A 26,306-nucleotide genomic window follows, 5' to 3' on the forward strand; every position below is an offset into this window, starting at 1 on the left:
GGTTGGTTCAGTTGCGTTCGGTCGGTTCAGTTACGTTCGGTCGCGTTCGGTTGGGCTCAGTCGGTTTGGTTGGGGTCGGGCGCGTTCAGCCGGTTTTTGGGCATGGATGGGTGGCGCGGAGATTTCGAAACGATACTTCGATGTTATTTTTCGAAATAAAAAATGGAGAAATCGGGAACAGAACGCCCGATTTTTTCTTAAATTTGTATTCGACCAATCCATAAATTTACATACCGTTATGAACATTCCTTCGATTTTCTGGGCCGTGCCGGCCGCCTCGGTCGTCGCATTGGGCATGGCCTGGGCCTTCTACCGCGCCATGAAGCGCGAGGACGAGGGCACGGAGCGCATGCGCGAAATCGCGGCGCACGTCCGCAAGGGTGCGATGGCCTATCTGCGTCAGCAATACAAGGTCGTCGCCATCATTTTCGTCGTGCTGGCGCTCTTCTTCGCCTACCTGGCCTACGGTGCCGGCGTGCAGAACGGCTGGGTTCCCTTCGCCTTCCTCACGGGCGGCTTCTTCTCGGGTCTGGCCGGCTTCTTCGGCATGAAGACCGCCACCTACGCCTCGGCCCGCACGGCCAACGCCGCGCGGCAGTCGCTCGACCGCGGTCTGAAGGTGGCCTTCCGCAGCGGTGCGGTGATGGGCCTCGTCGTGGTGGGGCTCGGCCTGCTCGACATTTCGTTCTGGTACGTGGTGCTCGAGTCGTTCGTCGACGTGGCGGGCCCGCAGAAGCTGGTGGTCATCACCACCACGATGCTCACCTTCGGCATGGGCGCCTCGACGCAGGCGCTCTTTGCGCGTGTCGGCGGCGGCATCTACACCAAGGCGGCCGACGTGGGCGCCGACCTGGTGGGCAAGGTCGAGGCCGGCATCCCGGAGGACGACCCGCGCAACCCGGCGACCATCGCCGACAACGTGGGTGACAACGTGGGCGACGTGGCCGGCATGGGCGCCGACCTCTACGAGAGCTACTGCGGCTCGATTCTGGCGACGGCGGCCCTCGGTGCGGCGGCCTTCGCCTCGTCGGGCAGCGAGGCGATGCAGCTCAGGGCCGTGCTGGCTCCGATGCTGATTGCTGCCGTGGGCATCCTCCTCTCGATTGTCGGCATCTTCCTCGTCCGCACGAAGGAGGGGGCCACGATGCGCCAGCTGCTGCGTTCGCTGGGCGTGGGGGTCAACTTCAGCTCGCTGCTCATTGCGCTGGCCACCTTCGGCATCCTCTACCTGCTGGGCGTCGAGAACTGGCTGGGCCTCTCCTTCTCGGTCATCACGGGTCTGGTGGCAGGCATCATCATCGGCCAGGCGACCGAATACTACACCTCGCACTCCTACAAGCCGACGCAGAAGATTGCCGGCAGCGCGCAGACGGGTCCCGCCACGGTGATTATCGCCGGCGTGGGCTCGGGCATGATTTCGACGGCGATTCCCGTGGTGACCATCGGCGCCGCCATCATCGTGGCCTACCTCTGCGCCATCGGCTTCGACGTCCACCACATGCTCGAACCGCAGAACCTCTCGCTGGGCCTCTACGGCATCGGCATTGCGGCCGTGGGCATGCTCTCGACGCTCGGCATCACGCTGGCCACCGACGCCTACGGTCCGATTGCCGACAACGCCGGCGGCAACGCCGAGATGAGCGGTCTGGGGGCCGAGGTGCGCCGTCGCACCGATGCGCTCGATGCGCTGGGCAACACGACGGCCGCCACGGGTAAGGGCTTCGCCATCGGTTCGGCGGCCCTCACGGCGCTGGCGCTGCTGGCCTCCTACGTCGAGGAGATTCGCATCGGCATGCTTCACAACGGGCAGACGCTCCTGGAGCTTCCGGGCGGTGTGACCCGTCTGGTCGAGGATGCCTCGATGCTCGACTTCATGGAGTACTACCACATCTCGCTCATGAACCCCACGGTGCTCATCGGCCTCTTCATCGGCGCGATGATGTCGTTCCTCTTCTGCGGTCTGACGATGAATGCCGTGGGCCGCGCGGCCGAGAGCATGGTGACGGAGGTGCGCCGCCAGTTCCGCGAAATCAAGGGCATCCTCACGGGTGAGGGTACGCCCGACTACGCCCGCTGCGTCGCCATCTCGACGCGGGGCGCCCAGCGCGAGATGCTCTTCCCGAGTCTGCTGGCCATTATCGTGCCGGTGGTCGTGGGGCTCGTCTTCGGTGTGGCCGGCGTCATGGGGCTGCTCGTCGGCGGACTGAGCTCGGGCTTCGTGCTGGCGGTCTTCATGGCCAATGCCGGCGGTGCGTGGGACAACGCCAAGAAGATGATTGAGGAGGGCCACTTCGGCGGCAAGGGCTCCGACTGTCACAAGGCGACGGTCGTGGGCGATACGGTGGGCGACCCCTTCAAGGATACCTCGGGCCCGTCGCTCAACATCCTGGTCAAGCTCATGTCGATGGTGGCCATCGTCATGGCCGGCCTCACGGTGGCCTGGCACCTCTTTTAGCGGGGTGTGACCGGCGTGTGTGACGCCCGGGCCGACGGCATTCGGCCGGAACCGGCATCGGGCTCCGGCGGCCGGCGGAGAAGCAAACCGGCGTGAAGTCCGGAAAGGTCCGGGGAAAGTCCGGAAAAAGTCCGGCCGGAACCGGCTTGTAACCGGCTTCAGCATGCGGGGGCGCAGCTTTTAGGAGGCTGCGCCTCCGCTTTTTTATGCCCCCGGGATGCGGCAGACGGACGATGCGCGCTTCCGCATGTCGCGAAAAAGTCCTATCTTTGCCTTCATGAAAAACATCGTTTTCGATTTGGGCGGCGTCGTCTTCGCCCGCAACATAAAGCGCTGCACGCAGGAGTTCATCGACTTCTTCTCCTTTGTCCGCTCGGAGCGGATGCCCCGCTTCTGGGAGGAGTACGACCGCGGCACCTCGACCTTCGAGGAGGTGACCCGCACCCTCGCCGACATGAACGGATGCAGCCGCGAGAAGTGCGCCTCCTACCTGCGCTACTCCATCGAACTGCAGGAGCCCGTGCAGCCGACCGAGGCGCTGATTCGTCAGCTGAAGCAGGCGGGCTATCGCCTCTACATCCTTTCGAACATGTCGCGCGAATTCATCGCCTACCTGCGCACCTTTCCCGTCTACGGGCTCTTCGAGGGCGAGGTGGTCTCCTGCGAGGAGGGGTGCGTGAAGCCCGAGCCGCGGATTTACGAGCTGCTGCTCCAGCGCTTCGGCCTCGACCCCGCCGAGACGCTCTTCATCGACGACCGCGGCATCAACCTCGAGGCTGCGGCCGCCTTCGGCATCCATACGCAGCGCTTCGACCCCAAGGCGCCCGAGGCTACGTGCCGCCTGCTGCGCGAGCAGCTGCTCGGTTGACGTCCCTGCGGCGGGAGGGGAGTGGACCCGCGCCGGACGGAAAAGGTGCCGGACAGGAGGAGCCAATGCGCCGGCCCGCACCGGGGTGGGTGAGCCCCGTACCGGACGGGCGGAGAAGATGTCGCGTCCGCGGCGGGTGGAGAAGGTGCCGCGCCTATGGCTGACGGGGAAGGTCCCGTGCCGGGATAGATGAGACCGTGCCGCACCGGACGGAATCCGCCCGTGCCGAGACGGGGCGCGCAGAATGGCGGCCGGAAGAAATCGACCCGCATCGGCGGCGCTTCCGGCACGCTCCTTGCCCGTGGGGCGGTGTATGCGGAATTTTCGGGAGCGATACGGGCGCTATGCGCTTTTCGTGCTGATTTTCGGACTCGGCGCGACCATCTTCATCGAACTGACCCCCTTTTTGGGCGGACTGATGGGGGCGGCAACCCTCTACGTGCTGCTGCGCGGCCAGATGGTCTTTCTGACCGAACGGCGGCGCTGGCGGCCGAGTGCCGCCGCTGCGCTGCTGCTGGTCGAGGCCGTCCTCTGCTTTCTGGTCCCCCTCACGCTGGTTGGCTGGATGCTGGTGGCCCACGTCCAGCACCTCGCGGCCGACCCCCAGCAGCTGCTCCACGCCGTGAAAAACCTCTCGGCGCTGCTCTACGAACGGACAGGCTACGACCTGTGGCAGGAGCGCAACGTGGCCTCGTTCATCGCCATGCTCCCCAGAGCGGGGCAGTACGTGCTGGGCGGCATCGTCGATTTCGCCGTCAACATTGTCGTGCTGCTGCTCGTCCTCTACTTCATGCTGACGGGCGGCCGGGCCATGGAGGCCTATGTCCGCGACCTGGTCCCCTTCGACGGTGGGCAGCGCGACGACGTCATTCACGAAATGCATCAGATTGTGCGGTCGAATGCCATCGGCATCCCGCTGCTGGCGGTCGTGCAGGGGGGCGTGGCGCTGGTGGGCTATCTGATTTTCGGGGTTCCCGACCCGCTGTTCTGGGGCGTGCTGACCTGCTTTGCGACGGTCATCCCGATTGTCGGCACGGCGCTGCTCTGGCTGCCGCTGGCCGCCTATCTGGCGCTGGAGGGCCACTGGGCCGCCGCCGTCGGGCTGGCCGCCTACGGGACGCTCGTGGTGACCCACGTCGACAACCTCACGCGGCTGGTGCTGCAGCGGCGCATGGCCGACATCCATCCGCTGGTGACCGTCTTCGGCGTCTTCGTCGGGCTGGCCCTCTTCGGATTCATGGGCATCATCTTCGGGCCGCTCATGCTCTCGCTCTTCCTCTTCTGCCTCCACATCTTCAAGCGCCGCTACATCGACGGCCGTCCCGACGAGTCGGCCGACCCCGCCCCGACAGCCCGGCATTGACCGGGAACGGGGAGAAGAATGCCGACGGAACGGTTCGGCGCGGCCGATGCAGCCCGGGGCCGCTTTGTCCGGCGTTGACCCGTACCGATGGGCCGGCTTTCCGGGGCGTTCCGCCCTTCGTCCGTTTACCGCCCGGCCCCTGCGCGGAGCCGGTCGCCGCGCTGCAGCACCCTGAGGTAGAGCAGCAGCACGACATTCATCACCAGTGCATAGACGATGGCCGGGATGGCCATCCGTTCGTTGTTGAAAATCAGCGGCGACGAGGCGACGGCAATCGCCTGGGCGGCATTCTGCATGCCTACCTCGATGACGACCGTGCGGCGTCCCGTGCGGTCGAGCCCGAAGCCGTCGGCGAGCAGCCGCCCGGCCCCCATTGCCGCCAGAATCAGCAGCAGCGAGGCGCTGCCCAGCGCGGGCAGGTTCTCCAGGATGGTGCGGGCGTACTGCACGAAGAAGAGTGCGGCGAGCAGCATCAGCGCCGGGAAGGCGACCCGCCCCAGAAGGGCGTGCAGCCGCTGCGCCCGTGCGGGGAAGCGGCTGCGGAAGAGAGCGCCGCAGAGCATCGGCAGCAGCAGGAGGAGGATGTTCTGGAGAAGCAGCCGCCCGACGGGCAGCTCGATGGCCGTGTCGCTCTGCAGCGCGACGAAGCGGGCGACGCCCTCCATGAGCAGCGGGATGGTGACCAGCGTAATCAGGCTGCTGAGCGCCGTGAGCGTCACCGAGAGCGCCACGTCGCCCCGGGCCAGCATCGTGAAGACGTTCGACGAGCTGCCGCCGGGCGAGCAGGCGACGAGCATGAGCCCCATGAAGAGGACGGGTTCGAGGCGGAAGAGCACCCCCACGCCGAAGGCGATGAGCGGCAGCGCGACGAGCTGCCCGAGCAGGCCGGCCACCACCCCTTTGGGGCGATGCAGCAGGGCGGCGAACGAGTTGCGGTCGAGTTCGAGGCCGAGCTGGAACATCAGCACCAGCAGTATCGGCAGGACAATCCAGACGGTGTTCATGGCGGAGCGGTTTTGAGGCTTGCGGTTCGGGTTCGGAACGGTTCGGGTTCGGCGTTTGTGATTTTGGACGGTTCGGATTCGGGACGGTTCGGGTTCGGCGTTTGCGGGCTCGGAACGTTGCGCTTTCGGACCTTACGGCTTCGGGGCCGGAGCGTCGGCTACCGGACGCCGGCTACCGAGCGGGGATAGCGCAGCACGATGGCCAGCAGCGCGCAGAGGCCCATGATGAAGGGGTAGTAGAGGTAGCGGATAATCTCCAGCGGCGAGAGCCCCGTCAGCCCGGCCGCCATGAGCAGCTGGGCGCCGTAGGGGAGCAGCCCCTGCGTGAAGCACGAGAAGGTGTCGAGCAGGCTGGCGCTGCGGCGGCGGTCGATGCCGAAGCGGTCGGCGATTTTGCGGGCGATGGGTCCCACGGTGAGGATGGCGATGGTGTTGTTGGCCGTGCAGAGGTTGGCCACGCAGACCAGCCCGGGCGATGGAGGCCTCCGCACCGCGCCGTCCCCGGATGCGGTGGGTCATCAGGCCGATGAGGTAGTCGATGCCGCCGTTGTGGCGCAGCATCTCGAGTACGCCGCCCGCCAGCATCGTGATGATGATGAGCTCGCCCATCCCCGTGATGCCGCGCCCCATGCCGCTGCACCACTCCAGCGCCGTGAAGCTCCCGGCCGCCATGCCGATGAGCCCCGACGAGAGGATGCCCAGCAGGAGCACCTTCATCACGTTCATGCCGCAGAGCGCCGTGACGAGCACCAGCAGGTAGGGCACCACGCGGACCCACTCGATGCGCTCGGTGGCCGTGGCGCCGCCGACAGCCTCGCCCGTGAGGATGTAGAGCGCCAGCGTGGCGACGGCCGCCGGGGCGACGATGCGGATGTTGACGCGGAACTTGTCGCGCAGGTCGCACTCCTGGGTGCGGGTGGCGGCGATGGTGGTGTCGGAGATGAACGAGAGGTTGTCGCCGAAGAAGGCGCCGCCGGCGACGATGGCCGTCAGCCAGGCGGCGTTGCTTCCCGTCTCGGCGGCGATGCCCCCGGCCACGGGGACGAGTGCGACGATGGTCCCCACCGAGGTGCCGATGGCCAGCGACACGAAGCACGAGGCGAGGAAGAGCCCCGCCGGAAGCAGCGAGTCGGGCAGCAGGTGGAGCGTCAGGTTGACCGTCGCGTCGACGGCCCCCATGCTGCGGGCCGACTCGGCGAAGGCCCCCGCCAGGATGAAAATCCATATCATGAGCATCACGTTGCCGTTCGACGCCCCGGCCGAGAAGAGCTCGATGCGGCGGGCGAAGGGGAGGTCGCGCGTCGTGGCGACGGCGTAGACGGCGGCGGCAAGAAAGGCCACCGAGACGGGCATCCGGTAGAAGTCGCCCGCCACCAGCGAGACGAGCAGGTAGCTGGCCAGAAAGACCAGGAGCGGCGTAAGGGCGAAGAGCCCTCCGCGGTGCGGGCCGTGCGGTATCTTGTTGTCGTGGTGCATTTCGGAATCGGTGTTTCGGGGCAAAAATAAGCGCTTTTTCGCAAAATCCGACATCCGCGCCACTTTTCGTCCGCCGCGGCCCCGAACGGAACGATGTTTGAACGCTTCTCCGGCTGAAAAAAATCCCTGTCCGAATGAAACGCATTCTCTTCTATCTGGTCCCGGTGCTCTTCTGCTTCGGCATCGGCGCCATGGCGGGCTGGCTCCAGAGCGAGGCGCTCGTCGAGTGGTATCCCACGCTGGTCAAGTCGCCGCTCACGCCCCCGGCCGTCGTCTTCCCCGTGGCGTGGAGCATCCTCTACCTCTGCATGGGCATCTCGCTGGGGGCGGTGCTCGCCCGCGAGGAGCTGCTGCAGGCCCGCAGCGCGCTGGTGTGGCTGTGGCTGGCTCAGCTGGCCGCCAACTTCCTGTGGAGCGTCCTCTTCTTCAACCTGCGCAACCCGACGGCGGGCCTCATCGACATCGCGCTGCTCGACATGCTGGTCTTCGCCTACGTGGTCGTTTCCTGGCGCCTGTGCCGGCCCGCGGCCTGGCTCTTCGTCCCCTACCTGCTCTGGCTGCTCTTCGCCACCTACCTCAATGCCTACATCTGGGCCTTCAACTAAGGAGCGGCGCCCACTTTGCGGCCCGCGTGCGGGGATTCCCGAAAAATTCGTATCTTTGAGGCCGAAAACCCGAAACTTATGGCAGGCTCCAATTTTGTAGACTACGTGAAAATCTTCGCCCGCTCGGGCCACGGCGGCGCGGGCTCGGCCCACTTCCGCCGCGAGAAGTTCGTCGCCTTCGGCGGCCCCGACGGCGGCGACGGCGGCCGCGGCGGCAGCATCGTGCTTCAGGGTGACCGTCAGTACTGGACACTCATCCACCTCAAGTACCAGCGCCACCAGTTCGCCGAGGACGGCGGCAACGGCTCGGGAGCCCGCTCGACGGGCAAGGATGCCCGCGACATCGTCATCCCCGTACCGCTGGGCACCGTGGCGCGCAACGCCGAGACGGGCGAGCTGGTGGGCGAGGTGACGGCCGACGGCGAGCGGCTGGTGCTGCTCAAGGGGGGCCGCGGAGGGCTGGGCAACTGGCACTTCAAGACGGCGACCAACCAGGCGCCCCGCTATGCGCAGCCGGGCGAGGAGGGGGCCGAGGGCTCCTTCATCCTCGAACTGAAGGTGCTGGCCGACGTGGGGCTGGTGGGCTTCCCCAATGCCGGGAAGTCGACGCTCCTCTCGGTGGTCTCGGCCGCCAAGCCCAAAATCGCCAACTACGCCTTCACGACGCTGGAGCCCAACCTCGGCATCGTCGAGGTGCGCGACGGCAAGTCGTTCGTCATGGCCGACATTCCGGGCATCATCGAGGGTGCGCACGAAGGCCGCGGCCTCGGCACGCGCTTCCTGCGCCACATCGAGCGCAATTCGGTGCTGCTCTTCATGGTGCCGGCCGACAGCGACGACGTGCGCCGCGACTATGAGATTCTGCTGGGCGAGCTGACGCAGTACAACCCCGAGCTGCTGGACAAGCAGCGGCTGCTGGCCGTCACCAAGTGCGACATGCTCGACGAGGGGCTGCTCGAAGAGATGAAGTCCCACCTGCCCGAGGGCGTTCCGTCGCTCTTCATCTCGTCGGTCTCGGGGCTGAACATCGCACGGCTCAAGGACATGCTTTGGGAGGCGCTCCAGCGCTGAGCGCCCTACGGGGTGAAGCCGAAGAATTCGTAGTTGGTCACCCGCAGCGCAAATTCACCGTTGAAATAATCGACAATTCCGCACAGCGAGCCTTTGCCCTTGGGCAGAGGCTCGCCTGCGTAGTGGGCGCTGCCGAGCGTGCGGACGCGGAAGGTGGCCCCCGTGGAGTCGACGATGGTGCGCTCCGTGGTGAGCCGCTTGCCGCTCAGCGGGTCGATGTCGCACCAGGTGCCCTGCGTGGTGAAGCGCACCTGGTCGAAGCGGACGTAGGTGTCGACGTCGCGCAGCGAAATCTCGGAGATGGAGCGGCGGACGAAGTCGCGTTGCAGCGTTCCGCCGTCGTTGCACCGCAGGTAGTGGGAGAGCTCCCGCGCGGGGATGCGGTCGACGGCATAGTCGCCCCGGGGCGGGGCGCCGAGCTGGATTTTCCCGCCGTAGTCGCCCAGCGCCAGACCGTTGCAGTAGAGCGTGAGGTTGGCCCCGAGCGGATAGTCGCGGTAGAGGTCCGCGGCGTCGACGGCCACCTCGATTCCGCCGCTTGCGTCGGCTACGACCAGCGTGCGGTCGAACTCTCCGTAGTGGTCGTTGGCCGTGACGACGCACCGCAGCCGGATGTCGCGCGTGAGCGTCACGCTCGCTTTGGTGCAGAGCGACTTCAGATGGGCGATGCTCATGAACACGGCGTCGGGCCCGGGCATGTAGCCGGGCTCGTCCGCCTTGTCGCAGCTTCCGGCCCAGAGGAGACTAACGAACAACAAGACAGTCGGTTTCATACCTCATCTTGAGCATGTACCGGTCCGAGGAGGAGCCTTCGAGCTGCAGGATGCCGGTCAGCGTGACCTCGCCGGTCGGAATCGGAGCGTCGGCAAAGTCGGCATAGGCGCGGACGTAGGTGCGGAGCGTGCGGCCCGACGCATCGGCAAACGTATGGTATCCGCTCCACGTCTCGGGAGCAGGCTCCCCGTCGTCGGGACGGAGTTGCAGCGCCTCGATGCGGACCAGCGTGCCGCACCGTTCGGGCGTGAGTTCGGAGATGTGCAGAAGGGTGGGTTCGACGCTCTGCCCGCCGTCGAGGCGGACGATGGCGGCGTCGGCTGCGGGGCGCGAGCCGAGGTAGCCGGTCGCATATCCGCTGCCGGGTTCGGCGCGGGTGCCGGCCTGGAGCACCCCGTACTGGAGTCCGAGCGTCAGGCCGCGCAGCCGCACCATGAGGCGGCTTCCGGGCGGGTAGTCGTTGTGCAGGTGGTCCAGCCCGACCATCACCTCGAGGGCGGCACCCGCCTGCTCGATGCAGAGCGTGCGGTAGAAGTTGCCGGCGCGGTCGCTCGTCGTGACGTACCCCACGACGCGGATATCCTCCTCGACCAGGGTCGGGCTACCCGTGTAGCGTGCGCGCAGTTCCGAAAGAGGGGTGTTGCCCTCCCCGGCTGCGGCGCCGCCGGCCGCTTCGGAGAAGTGCGAATCATAACAGCCGCCCGCGGAGAGTAGAGTGGCGAGCAGCAGCGCTGTGATGTCCCGGCGTGCCATGGTCACTCTTCGATGCGGGAGTCCTTCAGACCGAGGAAGTAGAGGATGCCGTCCAGACCGATGGTCGAGATGGACTGGCGGGCCGTCGCCTTGACCTTGGGTTTGGCGTGGAAGGCGATGCCCAGACCCGCCAGGTTGAGCATCGGCAGGTCGTTGGCTCCGTCGCCCACGGCCACCGACTGGGCGATGTTGATTTTCTCGAACTGGCAGAGCAGCCGCAGCAGCTCGGCCTTGCGGCGTCCGTCGACGATTTCGCCCGCATAGCGGCCCGTGAGCTTGCCGTCGGCGATTTCCAGCTCGTTGGCATAGACGTAGTCGAAGCCGTACTTCTGGCGCAGGTAGTTGCCGAAGTAGGTGAAGCCGCCCGAGAGGATGGCCGTCTTGTAGCCCACGCGCTTGAGGATGGTCATCATGCGTTCGAGCCCCTCGGTGATGGGCAGGTGGGTGGCGATGTCCTCCATGACCGAGACGTCGAGCCCGCGCAGCAGCGCCACGCGCCGCGTGAAGCTCTCGCGGAAGTCGATTTCGCCCCGCATGGCGCTCTCGGTTATGGCACGAACCTTGTCGCCCACACCTGCGCGGTCGGCCAGCTCGTCGATGACCTCCGTCTCGATGAGCGTCGAATCCATGTCGAAGCAGATGAGACGGCGGCTGCGGCGGTAGATGTCGTCCTTCTGGAACGAGACGTCGAGCCCGATTTCCGAGAGGTTCATGAAGCGCTCCTGCATGGTGCTCTTCTGCTCGTCGGTGAGCGAGCCGCGCACCGAGAGCTCGATGCACGACTTGGCGGCGCGGTCGTCGCGTTCGAGGGGCATGCGGCCCGTCAGGCGCTTGATGGCGTCGATGTTGAGCCCCTGCTCGGCCACCACCTTCGTCACCTCGGCAATGTGGCGCGCCGTGACGGTGCGGCCCAGCAGCGTGATGATGTAGCGGTTTTTGCCCTGACGGCTCACCCAGTCGTTGTACTTCTCCTCGGAAATCGGCGTGAAACGAATCATGACGCCCAGCTCCGAGCTCTTGAAGAGCAGCTCCTTCATGATGTTGCCCGACTTGTCGGAGGTGGTCATGAAGAGGATGCCCAGCGTGAGCGACTGGTGGATGTTGGCCTGTCCGATGTCGAGAATGAAGGCATCGTAGCGGGCGAGGATTTCGGTCAGGGAGGAGGTCATGCCCGGCTTGTCTTCGCCGGAGATGTTTATCTGGATGATTTCCACGTTGTTCTTCATCGTAAGTGAGGGCTTTTACCGTAAATTTGAAACAAAGTTAGTAAAATATCTGTTTTTTGGCTATTTTTGTCCGCACAAACTTTTTTCGGGAGGATACGACTCATGTGGCCACTCTTCAACATATTCACGGCCGTGGCGGCTGAAACGCCCGCCCCGCTCATGCTGCCCGACAGCGTGCAGAAGGCCCGCTTTGCGGAGACGGTCCGCAGGCTGGCCGACTTCGACTTCGACGAGTTCCTGCGCAACATGGCCTCCGAGATGCTGTGGGTGGCCATCAAGATTGTCATCGCGCTGGCCATCTACTTCATCGGGCGCTGGATTGTGCGCCGGCTGGTGAAGCTGCTCGACGCCGCCTTCGAGCGCCGCAAGGTCGACGTCTCGCTGCGGATGTTCCTCCGCAAGACCGTGCGCGTCGTCTTCACGCTCATCCTGGTGATGATTGTCGTCCAGACGCTCGGCGTCAACGTCACCTCGCTCATCGCCCTCTTCTCGGCCGCCACGCTGGCCATCGGTATGGCCCTCAGCGGCACGGCCCAGAACTTCGCCGGCGGCGTGATGATTCTGCTGATGAAGCCCTACCGCGTGGGCGACTACATCTCGGCGCAGGGGCAGTCGGGCACGGTGCGCGAAATCAAGCTCTTCTCGACGGTCATCGCCACCAACGACAACCAGATTATCTACATCCCCAACAACTCCATCGCCACGGCCATCATCGACAACTACTCGACGGCCGACCGGCGGCGCGTCGACTGGACCATCGGCATCTCCTACGGCGACGACGTGGATGTGGCGCGTAAGGCGATTCTCGAGATTCTGGCCGCCGACGAGCGGGTGCTTCGCGAGCCTGCGCCCGTGGTGTGGGTTGCGGCGCTGGCCGACAGCTCGGTGAACCTTACGGTGCGGGCCTGGACGCTCAACGCCGACTACTGGAGTGTCTTCTACGAAAACAACGAACGATTCTACAAACTGCTGCCCCGGCACGGGGTCAGCTTCCCCTTCCCGCAGATGGATGTGCACGTGAAAAAGGAGTAGAGCTCCCAAGCGTAAAGTCAAACCATTTTTTAATTAAACTCAAATTTATTCCTATGAAAAAAATGCTGTTTTTGGCGCTCGTCGCCATGACCGTCGCCACGATGACGGCCTGCAACAAGGAGCATCAGAGCGGTCCTGAATATCAGACGCCTACCGACATCGAAGGCATCGTCTTCTGGTCGAAGGGCAAGAACCCCTCGTCGCCCATTGCGGCCGACCAGCCCGTGGTGGTCAACGCCACGCTCTCGAACCCCTACCGCCTCTACCTTGCGCTGATTCGCTATACGGTCGACCAGAGCGCGGTGACCACCCCCAGCGAGGATTACGAGCCCGGAGTCGAACGGACCGCCTCGGAGGTGGAATACGAGCCCGACCGTCTGCAGACGCGCGCCATCTACCAGGGCGAGATTCCCAAGCAGCCCGTGGGGTCGAAGGTCTCCTTCTACATCTGGACCATCAGCCCGTTCGGCGTGGTGTCGTACAGCTTCCCCCAGGAGTATACGGTGACGGTCGAGAGCAACGGCACCGGCGGCCTCGAACCGGAGCCCGAACCCGAGCCCGAACCCGAGCAGCCCGGCGAGTAACGCCCATGATTGCGAAAACTTCTAATCACAACTTTTTTTATACACTATGGAACTGAAGGATATTCTGGCCATTTCGGGTCAGCCCGGACTCTACAAATACGTGGCCCAGTCCACGCGCGGCGTGATTGTCGAGTCGCTGCTCGACGGCAAGCGTTCGAACGCGTCGGCCTCGTCGCGTGTGAGCGCGCTGACCGAGATTTCGATGTTCACCGAGGGCGACGATATTCCGCTGGCCGAGGTCTTTACCCGGATTTATGCCCATACGGGCGGCAAACAGGCCATCAGCCACCGCGAATCGCCCGAAGCACTCAAGGCCTTCTTCGCCGAGGTGCTTCCCGAATACGACCGCGAGCGGGTGCACCTCTCCGACATCAAGAAGTGCATCTCGTGGTACAACATTCTGGTCGGCGCCGGCTTCACGGAGTTCAAGCTCCCCGAGCAGGAGAACGGCGAAGAGCAGAAGTAGGGCGGATGTATCCCTGCAAAGAGCTCCCGCACCCCCACGGTGCGGGACTTTTTTGTTGTACGGGGCGGACCGCAGGCGTCCGGCGGCGATACGTTTGTATGAATTTTGCGCTGCGGAGGAGCACGAAGCCCCGCGATTGCTTATCTTTGCAGATGGTTCGCTGCCGTGCGGGCGCTGTCGCCCGCGTGCGGCTGAGCGCGGACCGAACGAACTGATGTGAATTCCGCGTGAGCCTCCCGGCTCCGCACAACAAGAGCATGAGCCCTATGGAGAAGAAGAAAAAGGTATTGGCGCTGGTCGCGCACGACAACATGAAACGCGACCTGGCGGAGTGGGTGGATTGGAACTCCGGAAAGTTGAGCGAGCATCACCTCGTCTGCACCGGAACGACGGGCAAGATGGTGGAGCGGACGCTTCTGGACCATCAATGGGAGCATGGTGACGAGACCGAGCGGACGCGGCTCCACATCACGCTGCTCAAGTCGGGCCCGCTGGGTGGTGACCAGCAGTTGGGGTCGCTCATTGCCGACGGGAAAATCAATGCGTTGATTTTCTTCTGGGACCCGATGTCGGCCCAGCCGCACGATGTCGACGTCAAGGCGCTGCTGCGTCTGGCGACGCTCTACAACGTGCCGACGGCCATCAACCGCTCGTCGGCCGACTTCCTCATCTCGTCGCCCCTGTTCGAGGACGACGACTACTGCCCCGTGGTGAAGGACTACCGCGAATATGTGGAGCGGGTGCTGAAGTAGGCGGGGGAGCGCCCGGCGCATCCCGCAACGCGCATCCCGCATCCCGCATCCCGCAACGCGTCATTGCGCGAGGCAACCGGCCATGGAGAAGGCCGTACCGGACACCGGTACGGCCTTCTTTGCGTAGGGAGCCTGCGGCCGCTTGCCGCTCAGCGGCCGTTGCGCTCGCGGATGATGGCCAGCAGGCGGTCGAGCTGGCCGTCGCGCCCCGAGAGGTACTCCGCGGCGATGCACGGGATGGGGATGTCGGGCTGCACGACCCCGTCGACGGCGCGCGTACGCTCATCGATGCGCACCATCGAGACGGCCCCCTGGTAGAGGTTCGTCGGAAGGAGGAGGCCTCCGTCGACCACCTCGCCGTACTTGAGGGCGTTGTGCCGCAGCGGCTCGCCGGCCAGCAGGGCGGCGCCGTGGTACTGGAGCATGTTGACGAACGAGGCGGCAATCGAGCCCGTGTCGCGTCCGACGAGCACGTAGAACCGGAGCCCGTCGACATGCATCGCGGGGATGGTCGGGAACGAACGGACGAACTCTCCCTCGGGCAGCGGCACGGTCTGCCCGAGCATCTCCTCGGTCAGAAAGTCGTAGTAGGGCATCGACCTTCTCGATGCCTTGACCCACTGCCCGGTGCAGTACTCCACGACGGGCTTGTCGATGAAGATGGACAGGAGCCGGTCGAAGTTGTGGCCGTTGCCGCCGGTGTTGCGCCTCAGGTCGAGGATGACGTCCGTCAGCCCCTGCCGGCGGAAGTCGCGAAGCGTCCGGTGGAGGATGCGAATCAGCCGGTTGTTGTTGGGGAAGAATTCGGGAATGGCGATGTAGCCGCAGCCCGCCTCGGGCCAGGTGCGGATGCTGCGGTCCAGCTCCTCGGCGCGCGTGAGGAGGAACAGCGTTCGGGCGTTCGGCATGCCGGGGGTCTCGATGACCATCGGCCGGCCGTCGCGCCGGAGCTCGATGCGGAAACGGTCGACGACCTGGCTGTAGAAGCAACGCCCCATGAGCGTGATGGGATACGTGTAGCGGTCGTCGTAGCCGTACTTGAGGTATTCGGCCGCCGGTACACCGTTGATGGCCGTCACCTGGTCGCCGCGCCGGAAGGCCGGGTCGAGCGAGCGGTCGACGACCTGGCTGTAGAAGCAACGCCCCATGAGCGTGATGGGATACGTGTAGCGGTCGTCGTAGCCGTACTTGAGGTATTCGGCCGCCGGTACACCGTTGATGGCCGTCACCTGGTCGCCGCGCCGGAAGGCCGGGTCGAGCGAGCGGTCGACGACGAGCGTGTCGTTGATTTGCAGCAGGCTGAAGCCCGGGGTGGGCAGCGTCCGCTCGAAGCGCCGCAGGTCGCGGCGGGTGTAGACCTCGGGGTCGGCGATGGTCGGTATCAGAATCCGGTAGTGGGGGTCTTCGTAGTGGAGACGGTCCAGGTAGGGGCGCATCGCCCAGAAGAGTTCCGAGGTGAGCAGCGAATCCTTGCCCAGCGAATCGCAGCGGGCGTCAATCTCGGCGCGGATTTACCGCATTTCGGCCTCCGTAAAGAGCGAATCGAGTCCCGGATGGCTGCTGACGCGGAAAAGACGGCGCTCACCGCCGACCAGCGAGCGGGGCATGTTGACGTCGAGGATGGCGTAGCATCGGTCGGGGACGCGCACCTCGAAGCTCCGGCCGGCCTGCATGATGCTGTCCAGCTCCTTGCCGGTGAGCTGCGCGGCCCGTATCGCCGGCTGGGGCCGGTCGGGGGTGTTGATGGAGTCGGGGCCGCCGGAAGAGTTGTAAGCGCCGGGAGCTTCGGTGGCCTCGGGTGCCTTGGAAAGACCGGCGGGGCCGGGAACGTCGGGAGCTGCCGCAAGGAGCAGCGTCTGACGGAGCGGGTTTCGGTCCATGGTTCAGCGGGTTGGTTACCCTTCTTAAACGCTTCCGAAGAGCCGAATCGTATCCCGCCGGACCGCTTTTTCGTTTTTTCGGACGGCTTTTTCGGGCGGTTCCTCCTCCGCCCGGTTCCTCCTCCACCCGGTTCCTCCTCCGCCCGGTTCCTCCTCTGCCCCGGTTTCGCCGCCGCCCGGTTTTCCGCTCCCTCCCCCGGCTCTGCTGCCCGCCTTTCTCCGCGGCCCGGCGAAGGTCAGAGGTCGTGCGACAGCGGGGCGGGAACGGCCCCCGAGAGGTCGTAGTCGCCCCACCGCTCGGCAATGAGGTCGAGCGTTGCGTAGAGCTCTTCGACGTCGAGCGTCGTGACCAGCTTCAGCCGCGTCTCCTTGAAGTTGGGCAGCCCCTTGAAGTAGTTGGTCAGGTGGCGCCGCATCTCGAGGATGCCGACGTAGTCGCCCTTCACCTCGAGCGACTTGGCGAGGTGCTCGCGGGCGATGGCCACCCGCTCCCGGACCGAGGGCTGCGGCAGCACCTCGCCCGTGGCCAGATAGTGCTTCACCTCGCGGAAAATCCAGGGCCGGCCGTAGGTCGCGCGGCCAATCATCACGCCGTCGACGCCGTAGCGGTCGAACATCTCGGCGGCACGGGGCCCCGAGTCGACGTCGCCGTTGCCGATGATGGGGATGTGGATGGCGGGGTTGTTCTTCACCCGCCCGATGAGCGTCCAGTCGGCCTCGCCGCGGTACATCTGGGCCCGCGTGCGGCCGTGGATGGTGAGCGCCGCGATGCCGACGTCCTGCAGCCGCAGGGCTATCTCCTCGATGTTCTTCGACTCGTCGTCCCACCCCAGCCGCGTCTTGACCGTCACGGGTTTCCGCACGGCGCGGACAATCTGGCGCGTCATCTCGACCATCAGCGGCACGTCGCGCATCATGCCCGAACCGGCGCCGCGCCCGGCAATCTTCTTGACCGGGCAGCCGAAGTTGATGTCGATGATGTCGGGGTCGGCCGCCTCGGCCATGCGGGCCGCCTCGACCATCGGCTCGATGAGGTGTCCGTAGATTTGGATGCCCACGGGGCGCTCCGCGTCGTCGATTTCGAGCTTCTTGAGCGATTTGGCGGCGTCGCGGATAAGGCCGTCCGAGGAGATGAACTCCGTGTAGACCACGTCGGCGCCGAAGCGCTTGCACATGTAGCGGAACGAGGGGTCGGTCACGTCCTCCATCGGGGCGAGCAGCAGCGGCTTCTCCCCGAGTTCTATGTCGGCGATTTTCATGCTTCGGGTGTTTTGATGCGGGTGACGAGGATTTTGTCGATGCGCACGCCGTCCATGTCGACGATTTCGAGGCGCAGCCCCTTCCAGTCGACCTGCTCGCCCGTCTGGGGAATGTGGCCCGTCAGGTCGAGGAAGAGGCCGCTGACGGTGTTGTAGGCGTTGTCGAGCGGCGTGCCGTCCATGCCGAAGTGGGTCAGCAGGTCGAAGAAGGGGCACTGCCCGTCGACCAGGCAGCTGCCGTCCTCGCGCGTGACGATGTCGGGCTCCTCCTCGCCGTCGGGAATCTCGCCCACGAGCGCCTCGAAGATATCCTTGAGGGTGATGATGCCCCGCGTGAGGCCGAACTCGTCGAAGACCACGCCGTAGCCGAGCTGCTCGTTGCGCAGCTGCTCGAGGGCGCCGTAGACCTCGAGCCCCTCGTGGAAGAACTTGACCGGTTCGAGGTGCCGTTCGAGCGAGAAGCCGGGCTCGTGGAGGTGCTGGAAGAGCTCCTTGAGGTAGACCACGCCGATGAGCGAGTCGAGGCTGCCCCGGCCCACGGGGTAGCGGTTGTGGGGGTGGGCGTTCACCACGGCGCGGATTTCATCGGGCGTCATCCCGACCTCGAGCCACGTCAGTTCGCCGCGGGGCGTCATGATGGATTCGACCCGGCGGTCGCCCAGCGAGAAGACGCGCCCGACGATTTTCTGCTCGACCTCCTGCACCTCGCCCTCCTCGGCCCCCTCGCGGATGATGGAGCGAATCTCCTCCTCGGTGACGCGGCTCCCGGTCTTCTCGATGCCCATCAGGCGGGTGATGCCCGCCGTGCTGCGCGAGAGCAGCCAGACGAAGGGCGAGGCGACGAGCGAGAGCAGGTGCATGGGGCGCGAGACGGCGCAGGCGGTCTTCTCGGCGGCGTTCATGCCGATGCGCTTGGGAACCAGCTCGCCGAAGATGAGCGTGAGGTAGGTGACCGCAATGACGATGAGGACCTGTGCCGTGGCGGCTGCCGCGCGCGGCGGGATGCCCAGTGCGGCCAGCTCGTGACCGAAGCGTTCGGCCAGCGCATCGCCCGAGTAGATACCCGTGAGGATGCCGATGAGCGTGATGCCGATTTGGATGGTCGAGAGGAAGCGGTCGGGGTTCTCGATGAGCCGCAGTGCGCGGCGTGCCCCGGCGTTGCCCGCGCGCGACTCCAGGTCGAGCTTCGAGCGGCGGGCGGAGATGAGTGCTATTTCCGACATGGCGAAGAGGCCGTTGAGCAGAATCAGCACCAGAATGATGATAATTTCCATAGAAGGTGCGGAAAAATCCGTCGTTTTGTCTGCAAAGATAGGCATAGTTTCCGAAAGCGGAAAATCGCAGGGGCGGTTCGCGGCGGGAAACTTGCGCCGGAGGTTGATTTTCCGGGGAAAAAGCGTTAAATTTGCACCCTGATTCCGAATAGAAAAGTAATTACACGGTTATGAATATCGAGAACTTTGTTACGGAGGCGGCCCGTCGTGCCGCCGAAGCTCTTTACGGCCCGCTCGAGGGCGAGCAGCTGCAGCTCCAGAAGACCCGCCGCGAATTCGAGGGCGACTATACGCTGGTGACCTTCCCGCTGCTGCGACGAAGCCGCAAGTCGCCCGAGGTCACCGCGACCGAGCTGGGCACCTACATGAAGGAGCACAACCCCGAAATCAGCTCCTTCAACGTGGTCAAGGGCTTCCTGAACCTCGTGCTCGACGGCTCGTTCTGGGCCGACCGCTTCGACGAGCTGGCCGCGCAGGAGAACTACGGCTGCCAGCCCTCGACCGGCCGCACCGTGATGATTGAATACTCGTCGCCCAACACCAACAAGCCGCTCCACCTGGGCCACATCCGCAACAACCTGCTGGGCTACTCCGTGGCGCAGATTCTCCAGGCCAACGGCCACCGCGTCATCAAGGCCAACCTGGTCAACGACCGCGGCATCCACATCTGCAAGTCGATGCTGGCGTGGAAGCTCTACGGCGACGGCGAGACGCCCGCCTCGACGGGCATGAAGGGCGACCACCTGGTGGGCAAGTACTACGTCGAGTTCGACAAGCACTACAAGGCCCAAATCAAGGAGCTCATGGCCGAGGGCCAGAGCGAGGAGGAGGCCAAGAAGAACGCCCCCATCATGCGCGAGGCGCAGGAGATGCTGCGCAAGTGGGAGGCGAAGGACCCCGAGGTCTACGCTCTGTGGGAGATGATGAACGGCTGGGTCTACGAGGGCTTCGACGTCACCTACCGGGCGCTGGGCGTCGATTTCGACAAGGTCTACTACGAGTCGCAGACCTACCTGCTGGGCAAGTCGCTCGTCGAGGAGGGGCTGCGCAAGGGGGTCTTCTACCGCCGCCCCGACAACTCGGTGTGGATTGACCTGCGCGCCGACGGTCTGGACGAGAAGCTGCTGCTGCGCGGCGACGGCACGTCGGTCTACATGACGCAGGACCTCGGCACGGCCTACCGCCGCTTCGAGGACAACCGGCTCGACGACATGATTTACGTGGTGGGCAACGAGCAGAACTACCACTTCCAGGTGCTCAAGCTGGTGCTCAAGAAGCTGGGCTACGCCGAGTGGAGCGACCACATCACCCACCTGTCGTACGGCATGGTCGAGCTGCCCGAGGGCAAGATGAAGTCGCGCGAGGGTACGGTGGTCGACGCCGACGACCTGATTGCCGACATGGTGCACACGGCCCGCGAGATGTCGGCCGAGCTGGGCAAGCTCGACGGCTGCACGGAGGAGGAGGCCAACGCCGTCTCGACGATGGTGGGCCTCGGCGCGCTCAAGTACTTCATCCTGAAGGTCGACCCCAAGAAGACGATGCTCTTCGACCCGCGCGAGTCGATTGACTTCAACGGCAATACGGGTCCCTTCATCCAGTACACCCACGCCCGCATCTGCTCGGTGCTGCGCAAGGCGGCCGAGGCGGGCATCGACTATTCGGAGCCGGTGCGTGCGTCCTATCTGCCCGAGGAGCGGGAGCTGGTCAAGATGCTGACCGAGTATCCGTCGGTGGTGAAGGCCGCCGGCGAGAACTTCGCCCCGTCGCTCATCGCTGCCTATGTCTACGAGCTGGCCAAGCAGTTCAACGGATACTACCACGACCACTCGATTCTGAAGGAGGAGCAGGCCGACGTGCGCTGCATGCGGCTTCGCCTGGCACAGCAGGTGGCACGGGTCATCCGCCTGGGCATGAAGCTGTTGGGTATCGACGTCCCCGAGCGCATGTAACCGCGCTCCGGACGTTGTCCGAAGAGGTGTCCCGGAAGCCGACGGCTTCCGGGACTTTTTTGTGCGTTGCTGTCGTGCGGCCGGGGGCCGGCGTGGTACGAATCTTGCGAGTGGGGGAGTCAGCAACAACCAAACACACATTCAGCGTGAAAACATTCGTTACTACCTTCACCCTCTCTCTTGCGTTGTGTGCGGCCGCCGGTGCGACGGCCCAAAGCAAGAGCACGGCTCCGGCCCCTGCGCCCGATACCGTGATGCTGTCGGAGACGACCGACGGCGACTACCTCGTGCGCAGGTTCGTCGTCCGGCGGCTCGACGACACGAGCTTCTCGGTGCTCTACCGCATCGACTCGGCACGCCTCGTCTCGACGCTGAACGGCAATGCCGGGGAGCTCTCCGAACTGGATGCCTTCGTCTCGGGCGCGATGCACGATACGCTCCGGCAGCTCCGTTCGGTGGCGATTACGGGTTATGCCTCGCCCGACGGCCCGATGCAGTTCAACCGGACGCTGGCCCTCCACCGCGCCCAGGACCTCAAGGGGTATGTCGATGCGAAGTACGCCCTTTCGCAGCATTGCCCCGTGAGCGTCAATACCGTCGTCGAGCCGTGGTCGGCCTGCAGGACGCTGGTCGCCGCCTCGAACATGCCCGAGCGGCAGGCGGTGCTCGACCTGCTGGACCGCAAACTGTCGGACGCCACCCTCGAGGCGAAGCTCAAGGCGATGCCCGCGGCGTGGAATTACCTCAAACACAACATCCTGCCGACGATGCGCCGGGCCACGCTGGTGGTCGTCTACAACGACGGCAACGTGTTCGTGCAGCGCACGATGTTGCCCAAGGCGGCCCCTGCGCCCGCTCCGGCGGCCAAGGGATGCGGTGACAACTGCCCGTGTGAGGTCATCGACCGCTCCATCACCGGCATCATCGTCGAGATGCCCGAGGAGGATGCCGGACAGTACCGCCGCCAGCTCCGCCGCCAGTTCCGTGACGAGGTGCGCGACGTCCGTCACGACGCCCGAGTGGCCGGCAAGGTCGAGAAGGAGCAGCTGCGCGGCATGAAGCAGGTCTCGAAGAAGGAGGCCAAGGCGGCCAAGAAGGCCGAAAAGGCGGCCCGCAAGAGTGCCCGCGAGCTGGAGCGGCTGCGTTAAGCCGGCCGCCGTGGGGCGTGCCGCAAGGCATGCTGCGAAGTGCGGAGCGGTCTTCCCGAGCGAAGGCCGCTCCGCTTTTTGGGTTGAGGCGTGTCTCGGGGGAGGGCGAGTGTTTCCGAAACGGCATTTTTTAGAGTGCCGCTTCCGGAAGATGTTCCGGAGCCACGCCGCGCCGCCGGCCCGGGTGCCACCCCCTCTTTCTCCGCCTCGGAGCAGCGCCGCAGCCCAGTCCGAGTGCCACCTCCCTCTTTCTTCGCCCCGGCGCGGCCCGGCCCGAGTGCCACCCCCTCTTTCTCCGCTCCGGAGCAGCGCCGTGGCTGGCCCGAGTAACCCCCTCTCTCCGCCCCGGAGCGGCGCTGCGGCCCGGGCCGGAAAAGAAAAATTTGCAGATTCAAAGGGATTTGCTATCTTTGCTCACAATTCATTAAAATCCGTTTACGATTATGGCAAATTTGAGAGACCTGAAGAAGGAGATTGACTATCGTCTTGAGGAGGTCGTTTTCGACTGCGATATGGCCATTTGTTTCCAGCCCTCGAAGGAGAAGGAGATTTTCGACGTGATGCAGGACGCCGTTGCCGTGCGCAACGCCCTCTTCGTCAAGGCGAACAATCCCGCCGAGCCGCACAACCGCTCGCTCGTGCGCAAGCACTACACCGCGCTGCGTGCAGAGATGGTTGCCGAGTACGACAAGCTCTTCAAGCGGCTGAGCGAAATCAACGAGGCCAAGTAGCGGCCATCCCTTCGCAAAACATGCGGGGCGGGAGTGCAACTCCCGCCCCGTTTTGTTTGCTTCACGCGGCTGTTCTTTACTCGGCCGCTCTTTTCGCGGCTTTGCTTTCCGCGGCCATTCTTTTTGACGCTGTTCTCCCTGCGGCCGCTCTCTTTGCGCCCGGCTCGCTGCTCCACGCCCGACGCCCGATTCAGCGCCCTACGTTCGGCTCCGGAGCCTTCACCCCTTGCCCGGCCCCGGACTTAGCGCCCCTCGATGGCGTCGACGGCGTCGATAAGTGCGCCGCGCAGTCCCCGCCGCTCGAGCTCCGCCACGCCGCGGATGGTCGTGCCGCCCGGCGAGCAGACCTGGTCCTTGAGCCGGGCGGGGAGCTCGCCGCTCTCCAGCTGGAGCCGCCCCGTGCCGACCACCATCTGGCTCACCATGCGGTAGGCCTCGTCGCGGGCGATGCCGTGCTTGACGGCGGCGTCGGCCAGCGCCTCGATTGAGAGCGCGATGAAGGCCGGCCCGCATCCGCAGATGGTGCCCGCGGCGCTCAGCTGCGCCGTGTCGACCACCGGAAGCAGCCCAATCCGGCCGAAGAGCTCCCGTACGGCCTGCCACTCCGCATCGCTGAGCGAATGGCGCCGCTCGCAGACGATGATGCCCTCGCCCACCGAGACCGGCGTGTTGGGAATCGTCGAGAGGTGGTGCGTGCCGGGTGCGAGCAGCCGTTCGTAGTCGTCGAAGCACCATCCGGCCGCCACCGAGATGAGACACTTGCCGCGCAGTGCGTCGCGCAGCGGCGCGAGCACCTCCTCGACCTGGTGGGGCTTCACGGCCACGACGACCGTGTCGGCAAAGTCGACCACCTCGGCCGCCTGCCGGAAGGCCCGGATGCCGCTCCGTTGCGTGTTGCGCCGCAGCTTGTCGAAGTCGCGGGCGCAGGCCCCCATCTCCTCCGCCGCAAGGGCCCCCTTGCGGAGCAGCCCCTCGGCCAATGCGCGGCCCATGTTGCCGAAGCCGATGAAGCCGAGTCTCATAGCGTGAAGGGTTTCGAGTAGTCGCGCTCGCCGAAGATGAGCGACCCGACCCGCACCTGGGTCGAGCCGCAGGCGACGGCCAGCTGATAGTCGTGCGACATGCCCATCGAGAGGGTGTCGAAATCGGCGCCGAAGCGGGGGCGCAGCTCGTCGAAGAGCTGCTTGAGGCGGCGGAAGTCGCGGCGGATGTGCTCCTCGTCGTCGGTGTTGGTGGCGATGCCCATCACGCCGCGGACGCGGAGCGCCGTTGCGGCGGCGAAGGGCTCCGAGGAGAGGTACTCCCTCAGCTCGTCGGGCTCCCAGCCCGATTTGGTCTCCTCGTCGGCGACGTGAATCTCGAGCAGGATGTCCAGCCGGCGGCCGCACTTCGCCGCTTCGTGCTGCAGCGCCTCGACCAGCCGCGCGCTGTCGACCGACTCGACCAGCGAGACGAACGGCGCAATGTACTTCACCTTGTTGGTCTGAAGATGACCTATCATGTGCCACTCGATATCCTTGGGCAGCACTTCGTATTTTGCCCGCAGCTCCTGCGGGCGGCTCTCGCCGAAGAGGCGTTGCCCGGCGTCGTAGGCCTCCCGGATGGCTTCGACCGGGTGGGTCTTCGAGACGGCGACGAGCCTTACCCCTTCGGGCAGCGACTCCCGCACGCGGGCCAGTTGTTCCTTTACCGACATGGTTGTCCGTTTTTTATGCAAGAACAAATGTAGCGAATTTTCGCGGAACGGCGATACGGCCGCCGAAATTTTCCGCCGCAGCCCCTCCGGGCGTTTTGCGGTTTGCCGAGAGTTTCCTATATTTGTATTTGTTCCAAAACCCAGTAACCAGAAAAAATGAAAAAACGTCAATTGCTTCTCTCGGCCGTGGCGCTGCTCGCCTATGGGGCGGTTTCGGCCTGCACGAACTTCATCGTCACGCGCGGCGCCTCGACCGACGGGTCGGTCATGGTCTCCTACGCCGCCGATTCGCATGCCCTCTACGGGGCGCTCTACCACACGGCGGCCGGCCGCTACGCTCCGGGTACGATGATGCCCGTCTACGAGTGGGACACGGGCCGCTACCTGCGCGACATACCCCAGGCGGCGCAGACCTGGTCGACCGTCGGCAACATGAACGAGCACTCGCTCATCATCGGTGAGACCACCTACGGCGGCCGTGCCGAGCTGGCCGACTCGACGGGCGGCATCGACTACGGTTCGCTCATATACATCACGCTCCAGCGCGCCACGACGGCCCGTGAGGCCATCGCCCTCATCGCCGAGCTGGCCAACACCTACGGCTACGCCTCGAGCGGCGAGTCGTTCTCCATCGCCGACCCCAACGAGGCGTGGATTATGGAGCTCATCGGCAAGGGCTACAAGGACGACGGCAAGGGGGGCAACGCCCGCCGCGGCATCGTCTGGGTGGCACGCCGCATCCCCGACGGATATGTCTCGGGCCATGCCAACCAGGCGCGCATCACCACCTTCCCGCTCGACGACCCAGAGAACTGCCTCTATGCTCCCGACGTCATCTCGTTCGCCCGTGAGATGGGCTACTACGAGGGTCCGGACCGCAAGTTCAGCTTCGCCGACGCCTACTGCCCGGCCGACTTCGCCACGGTGCGCGGCTGCGACGCCCGCGTGTGGGCCTTCTTCCGCACGGTGGCCGACGGCATGGACGCCTATGAGGACTACGCCATGGGCTACAACCTCAAGAACCGTCTGCCGCTCTGGGTGAAGCCCCGCCAGAAGGTATCGCCCAAGACGGTCTTCGACTGCATGCGCGACCACTACGAGGGTACGCCGATGGACATGACCCGCGACCTCGGTGCCGGCGGTCACAACTGCCCCTACCGCTGGCGCCCGATGGACTTCGAGGTGGACGGCGTCACCTACCTCAACGAGCGTGCGACGGCCACGCAGCAGACCGGTTTCTGGTTCGTGGGCCAGGCCCGCGCCGACCGTCCGGCCGATACGGGCATCCTCTGGTTCGGTGTCGACGATGCCGCAACCTCGTGCCTGACGCCGATTTTCTGCTCGGCGCAGGAGGTTCCCGAGTGCTTCAGCGAGAAGAACGGCTCGATGCTCAGCTATTCGCCCACGTCGGCCTTCTGGCTCTTCAACCGCACGACGAACTTCGCCTACATGCGCTACGACATGATTTCGGCCGACATCCGCAAGGTGACCGACAAGTGGGAGAACGACCACCTGGCCCTGATGGAGAGCCTTCCGGCCCGCATCGGCATGATGTCGGACGAGGCGCGCCGCAGCTATCTGACCGAGGTGAGCGTCTCGACGGCACAGGAGCTCTTCGACCGCTGGCAGCGTCTGAACAGCTACCTGCTGATTAAGTACATGGACGGCAACGTCAAGAGCGAACACGGCGACGTGCTCTCGTACCTCGACGGCGACGGTTCGTCGGCCCACTTCGTCGACAACGGCAACGGCCGCGACATCCCCGACAAGATTCAGTTCCCGGGCTACAACGAGAAGTGGAAGCGCGCCGTGGCGGCCGACAACGGCGAGGTGCTGCGCGTGGTCAAGTAAGCGGCGCCATTCGGAGAAACAACCATAGTAAAACCATCGAGGGGAGGGCGGAGCCGCATCGGAGGCGCACGTCGTCCCCTCGCTCC

General features: G+C 65.2%; 23 protein-coding genes and 1 pseudogene. 13 read left to right on the top strand and 11 right to left on the bottom strand.

What is annotated here, in order from left to right; genetic code table 11:
* Window positions 1-238 precede the first annotated feature (238 nt).
* The 3 genes from C8267_RS00145 to C8267_RS00155 all read left to right on the top strand — a co-directional run bounded on the left by C8267_RS00145 (window position 239) and on the right by C8267_RS00155 (window position 4,686).
* Complete coding sequence (locus C8267_RS00145; protein ID WP_106633228.1) at window positions 239-2,455, top strand: sodium-translocating pyrophosphatase; 2,217 nt, start codon at window positions 239-241, stop codon at window positions 2,453-2,455.
* Window positions 2,456-2,732: 277 nt separating this feature from the next.
* Window positions 2,733-3,323: an HAD family hydrolase gene (locus C8267_RS00150; protein ID WP_106633229.1), complete on the top strand. Its 591-nt coding sequence runs from the start codon at window positions 2,733-2,735 to the stop codon at window positions 3,321-3,323.
* A 313-nt stretch (window positions 3,324-3,636) separates the two neighbouring features.
* Complete coding sequence (locus tag C8267_RS00155; RefSeq protein ID WP_106633703.1) at window positions 3,637-4,686, top strand: AI-2E family transporter; 1,050 nt, start codon at window positions 3,637-3,639, stop codon at window positions 4,684-4,686.
* 125 nt (window positions 4,687-4,811) lie between these two features.
* Here C8267_RS00155 and C8267_RS00160 read toward each other — a convergent pair whose 3' ends face one another.
* Together C8267_RS00160 and C8267_RS00165 are read right to left on the bottom strand one after the other, a co-directional pair.
* Complete coding sequence (locus tag C8267_RS00160; protein WP_106633230.1) at window positions 4,812-5,690, bottom strand: bile acid:sodium symporter family protein; 879 nt, start codon at window positions 5,688-5,690, stop codon at window positions 4,812-4,814.
* A 158-nt stretch (window positions 5,691-5,848) separates the two neighbouring features.
* Window positions 5,849-7,166, bottom strand: a pseudogene (locus tag C8267_RS00165) (Na+/H+ antiporter NhaC family protein).
* Window positions 7,167-7,300: 134 nt separating this feature from the next.
* On the opposite strand from C8267_RS00165, the gene C8267_RS00170 reads away from it, so the two are divergent.
* Both C8267_RS00170 and obgE read left to right on the top strand, forming a co-directional pair.
* Window positions 7,301-7,771 carry a TspO/MBR family protein gene (locus C8267_RS00170; protein WP_106633231.1) on the top strand — a complete coding sequence of 157 codons (471 nt, stop codon included), beginning with the start codon at window positions 7,301-7,303 and terminating at the stop codon, window positions 7,769-7,771.
* 78 nt (window positions 7,772-7,849) lie between these two features.
* Window positions 7,850-8,842, top strand: a complete 993-nt coding sequence (obgE, locus tag C8267_RS00175; RefSeq protein ID WP_106633232.1) for a GTPase ObgE — start codon at window positions 7,850-7,852, stop codon at window positions 8,840-8,842.
* 5 nt (window positions 8,843-8,847) lie between these two features.
* On the opposite strand, the gene C8267_RS00180 is transcribed toward obgE, so the two are convergent.
* From C8267_RS00180 to serB, 3 genes are read right to left on the bottom strand one after another with little or no spacing between them, the layout of a single operon-like run.
* Entirely contained in the window at window positions 8,848-9,597 is a 750-nt protein-coding gene (locus C8267_RS00180) for a DUF5689 domain-containing protein (protein ID WP_234025633.1), read from the bottom strand.
* Entirely contained in the window at window positions 9,587-10,369 is a 783-nt protein-coding gene (locus C8267_RS00185) for a DUF5689 domain-containing protein (RefSeq protein ID WP_106633234.1), read from the bottom strand. The genes C8267_RS00180 and C8267_RS00185 overlap by 11 nt, the downstream gene beginning before the upstream one ends.
* A 2-nt stretch (window positions 10,370-10,371) precedes the next feature.
* Window positions 10,372-11,595: a phosphoserine phosphatase SerB gene (gene serB, locus C8267_RS00190; RefSeq protein ID WP_087362355.1), complete on the bottom strand. Its 1,224-nt coding sequence runs from the start codon at window positions 11,593-11,595 to the stop codon at window positions 10,372-10,374.
* 102 nt (window positions 11,596-11,697) lie between these two features.
* Here serB and C8267_RS00195 point away from each other — a divergent pair, with 102 nt between their 5' ends.
* From C8267_RS00195 to C8267_RS00210, 4 genes are all read left to right on the top strand, one after another.
* Entirely contained in the window at window positions 11,698-12,627 is a 930-nt protein-coding gene (locus C8267_RS00195; protein ID WP_106633235.1) for a mechanosensitive ion channel family protein, read from the top strand.
* Between the two features lie 53 nt (window positions 12,628-12,680).
* Complete coding sequence (locus C8267_RS00200) at window positions 12,681-13,211, top strand: hypothetical protein (RefSeq protein WP_158699639.1); 531 nt, start codon at window positions 12,681-12,683, stop codon at window positions 13,209-13,211.
* A gap of 46 nt (window positions 13,212-13,257) precedes the next feature.
* On the top strand, window positions 13,258-13,677 hold the full coding sequence (locus C8267_RS00205) for a DUF5606 family protein (protein WP_087362352.1): 420 nt from the start codon (window positions 13,258-13,260) through the stop codon (window positions 13,675-13,677).
* A 266-nt stretch (window positions 13,678-13,943) separates the two neighbouring features.
* Entirely contained in the window at window positions 13,944-14,429 is a 486-nt protein-coding gene (locus tag C8267_RS00210; RefSeq protein WP_087362351.1) for a methylglyoxal synthase, read from the top strand.
* Window positions 14,430-14,578: 149 nt separating this feature from the next.
* Here C8267_RS00210 and C8267_RS00215 read toward each other — a convergent pair whose 3' ends face one another.
* The 4 genes from C8267_RS00215 to C8267_RS00230 form a co-directional block, all read right to left on the bottom strand.
* On the bottom strand, window positions 14,579-15,865 hold the full coding sequence (locus C8267_RS00215) for a S41 family peptidase (protein ID WP_106633237.1): 1,287 nt from the start codon (window positions 15,863-15,865) through the stop codon (window positions 14,579-14,581).
* 75 nt (window positions 15,866-15,940) lie between these two features.
* Window positions 15,941-16,309: a hypothetical protein gene (locus C8267_RS10795; RefSeq protein WP_158699640.1), complete on the bottom strand. Its 369-nt coding sequence runs from the start codon at window positions 16,307-16,309 to the stop codon at window positions 15,941-15,943.
* 236 nt (window positions 16,310-16,545) lie between these two features.
* On the bottom strand, window positions 16,546-17,568 hold the full coding sequence (gene dusB, locus C8267_RS00225; protein WP_087362349.1) for a tRNA dihydrouridine synthase DusB: 1,023 nt from the start codon (window positions 17,566-17,568) through the stop codon (window positions 16,546-16,548).
* Entirely contained in the window at window positions 17,565-18,842 is a 1,278-nt protein-coding gene (locus tag C8267_RS00230; protein ID WP_106633239.1) for a hemolysin family protein, read from the bottom strand. The genes dusB and C8267_RS00230 overlap by 4 nt, the downstream gene beginning before the upstream one ends.
* A gap of 170 nt (window positions 18,843-19,012) precedes the next feature.
* On the opposite strand from C8267_RS00230, the gene argS reads away from it, so the two are divergent.
* The 3 genes from argS (at window position 19,013) to C8267_RS00245 (ending at window position 22,673) form a co-directional block, all read left to right on the top strand.
* The gene (gene argS / locus C8267_RS00235) at window positions 19,013-20,794 is read left to right on the top strand and encodes an arginine--tRNA ligase (protein WP_106633240.1); all 1,782 of its coding nucleotides are present in this window, start codon (window positions 19,013-19,015) and stop codon (window positions 20,792-20,794) included.
* A gap of 146 nt (window positions 20,795-20,940) precedes the next feature.
* Complete coding sequence (locus tag C8267_RS00240; protein ID WP_106633241.1) at window positions 20,941-21,942, top strand: hypothetical protein; 1,002 nt, start codon at window positions 20,941-20,943, stop codon at window positions 21,940-21,942.
* Window positions 21,943-22,385: 443 nt separating this feature from the next.
* Window positions 22,386-22,673 carry a hypothetical protein gene (locus C8267_RS00245; RefSeq protein WP_087362345.1) on the top strand — a complete coding sequence of 96 codons (288 nt, stop codon included), beginning with the start codon at window positions 22,386-22,388 and terminating at the stop codon, window positions 22,671-22,673.
* A 242-nt stretch (window positions 22,674-22,915) separates the two neighbouring features.
* Here the strand turns inward: C8267_RS00245 and proC are convergent, their stop codons facing one another.
* Entirely contained in the window at window positions 22,916-23,695 is a 780-nt protein-coding gene (gene proC, locus C8267_RS00250; protein ID WP_106633242.1) for a pyrroline-5-carboxylate reductase, read from the bottom strand.
* Complete coding sequence (locus tag C8267_RS00255; RefSeq protein ID WP_087362343.1) at window positions 23,692-24,369, bottom strand: YggS family pyridoxal phosphate-dependent enzyme; 678 nt, start codon at window positions 24,367-24,369, stop codon at window positions 23,692-23,694. The genes proC and C8267_RS00255 overlap by 4 nt, the downstream gene beginning before the upstream one ends.
* Before the next feature lie 156 nt (window positions 24,370-24,525).
* Between C8267_RS00255 and C8267_RS00260 the strand changes: the two genes are divergently transcribed.
* A complete protein-coding gene (locus C8267_RS00260; protein ID WP_106633243.1) occupies window positions 24,526-26,220 on the top strand; it encodes a C69 family dipeptidase in 1,695 nt (564 codons plus the stop codon).
* Window positions 26,221-26,306: the final 86 nt, after the last annotated feature.

This window comes from Alistipes sp. Marseille-P5061 (assembly GCF_900290115.1).
GTDB lineage: Bacteria > Bacteroidota > Bacteroidia > Bacteroidales > Rikenellaceae > Alistipes > Alistipes excrementigallinarum.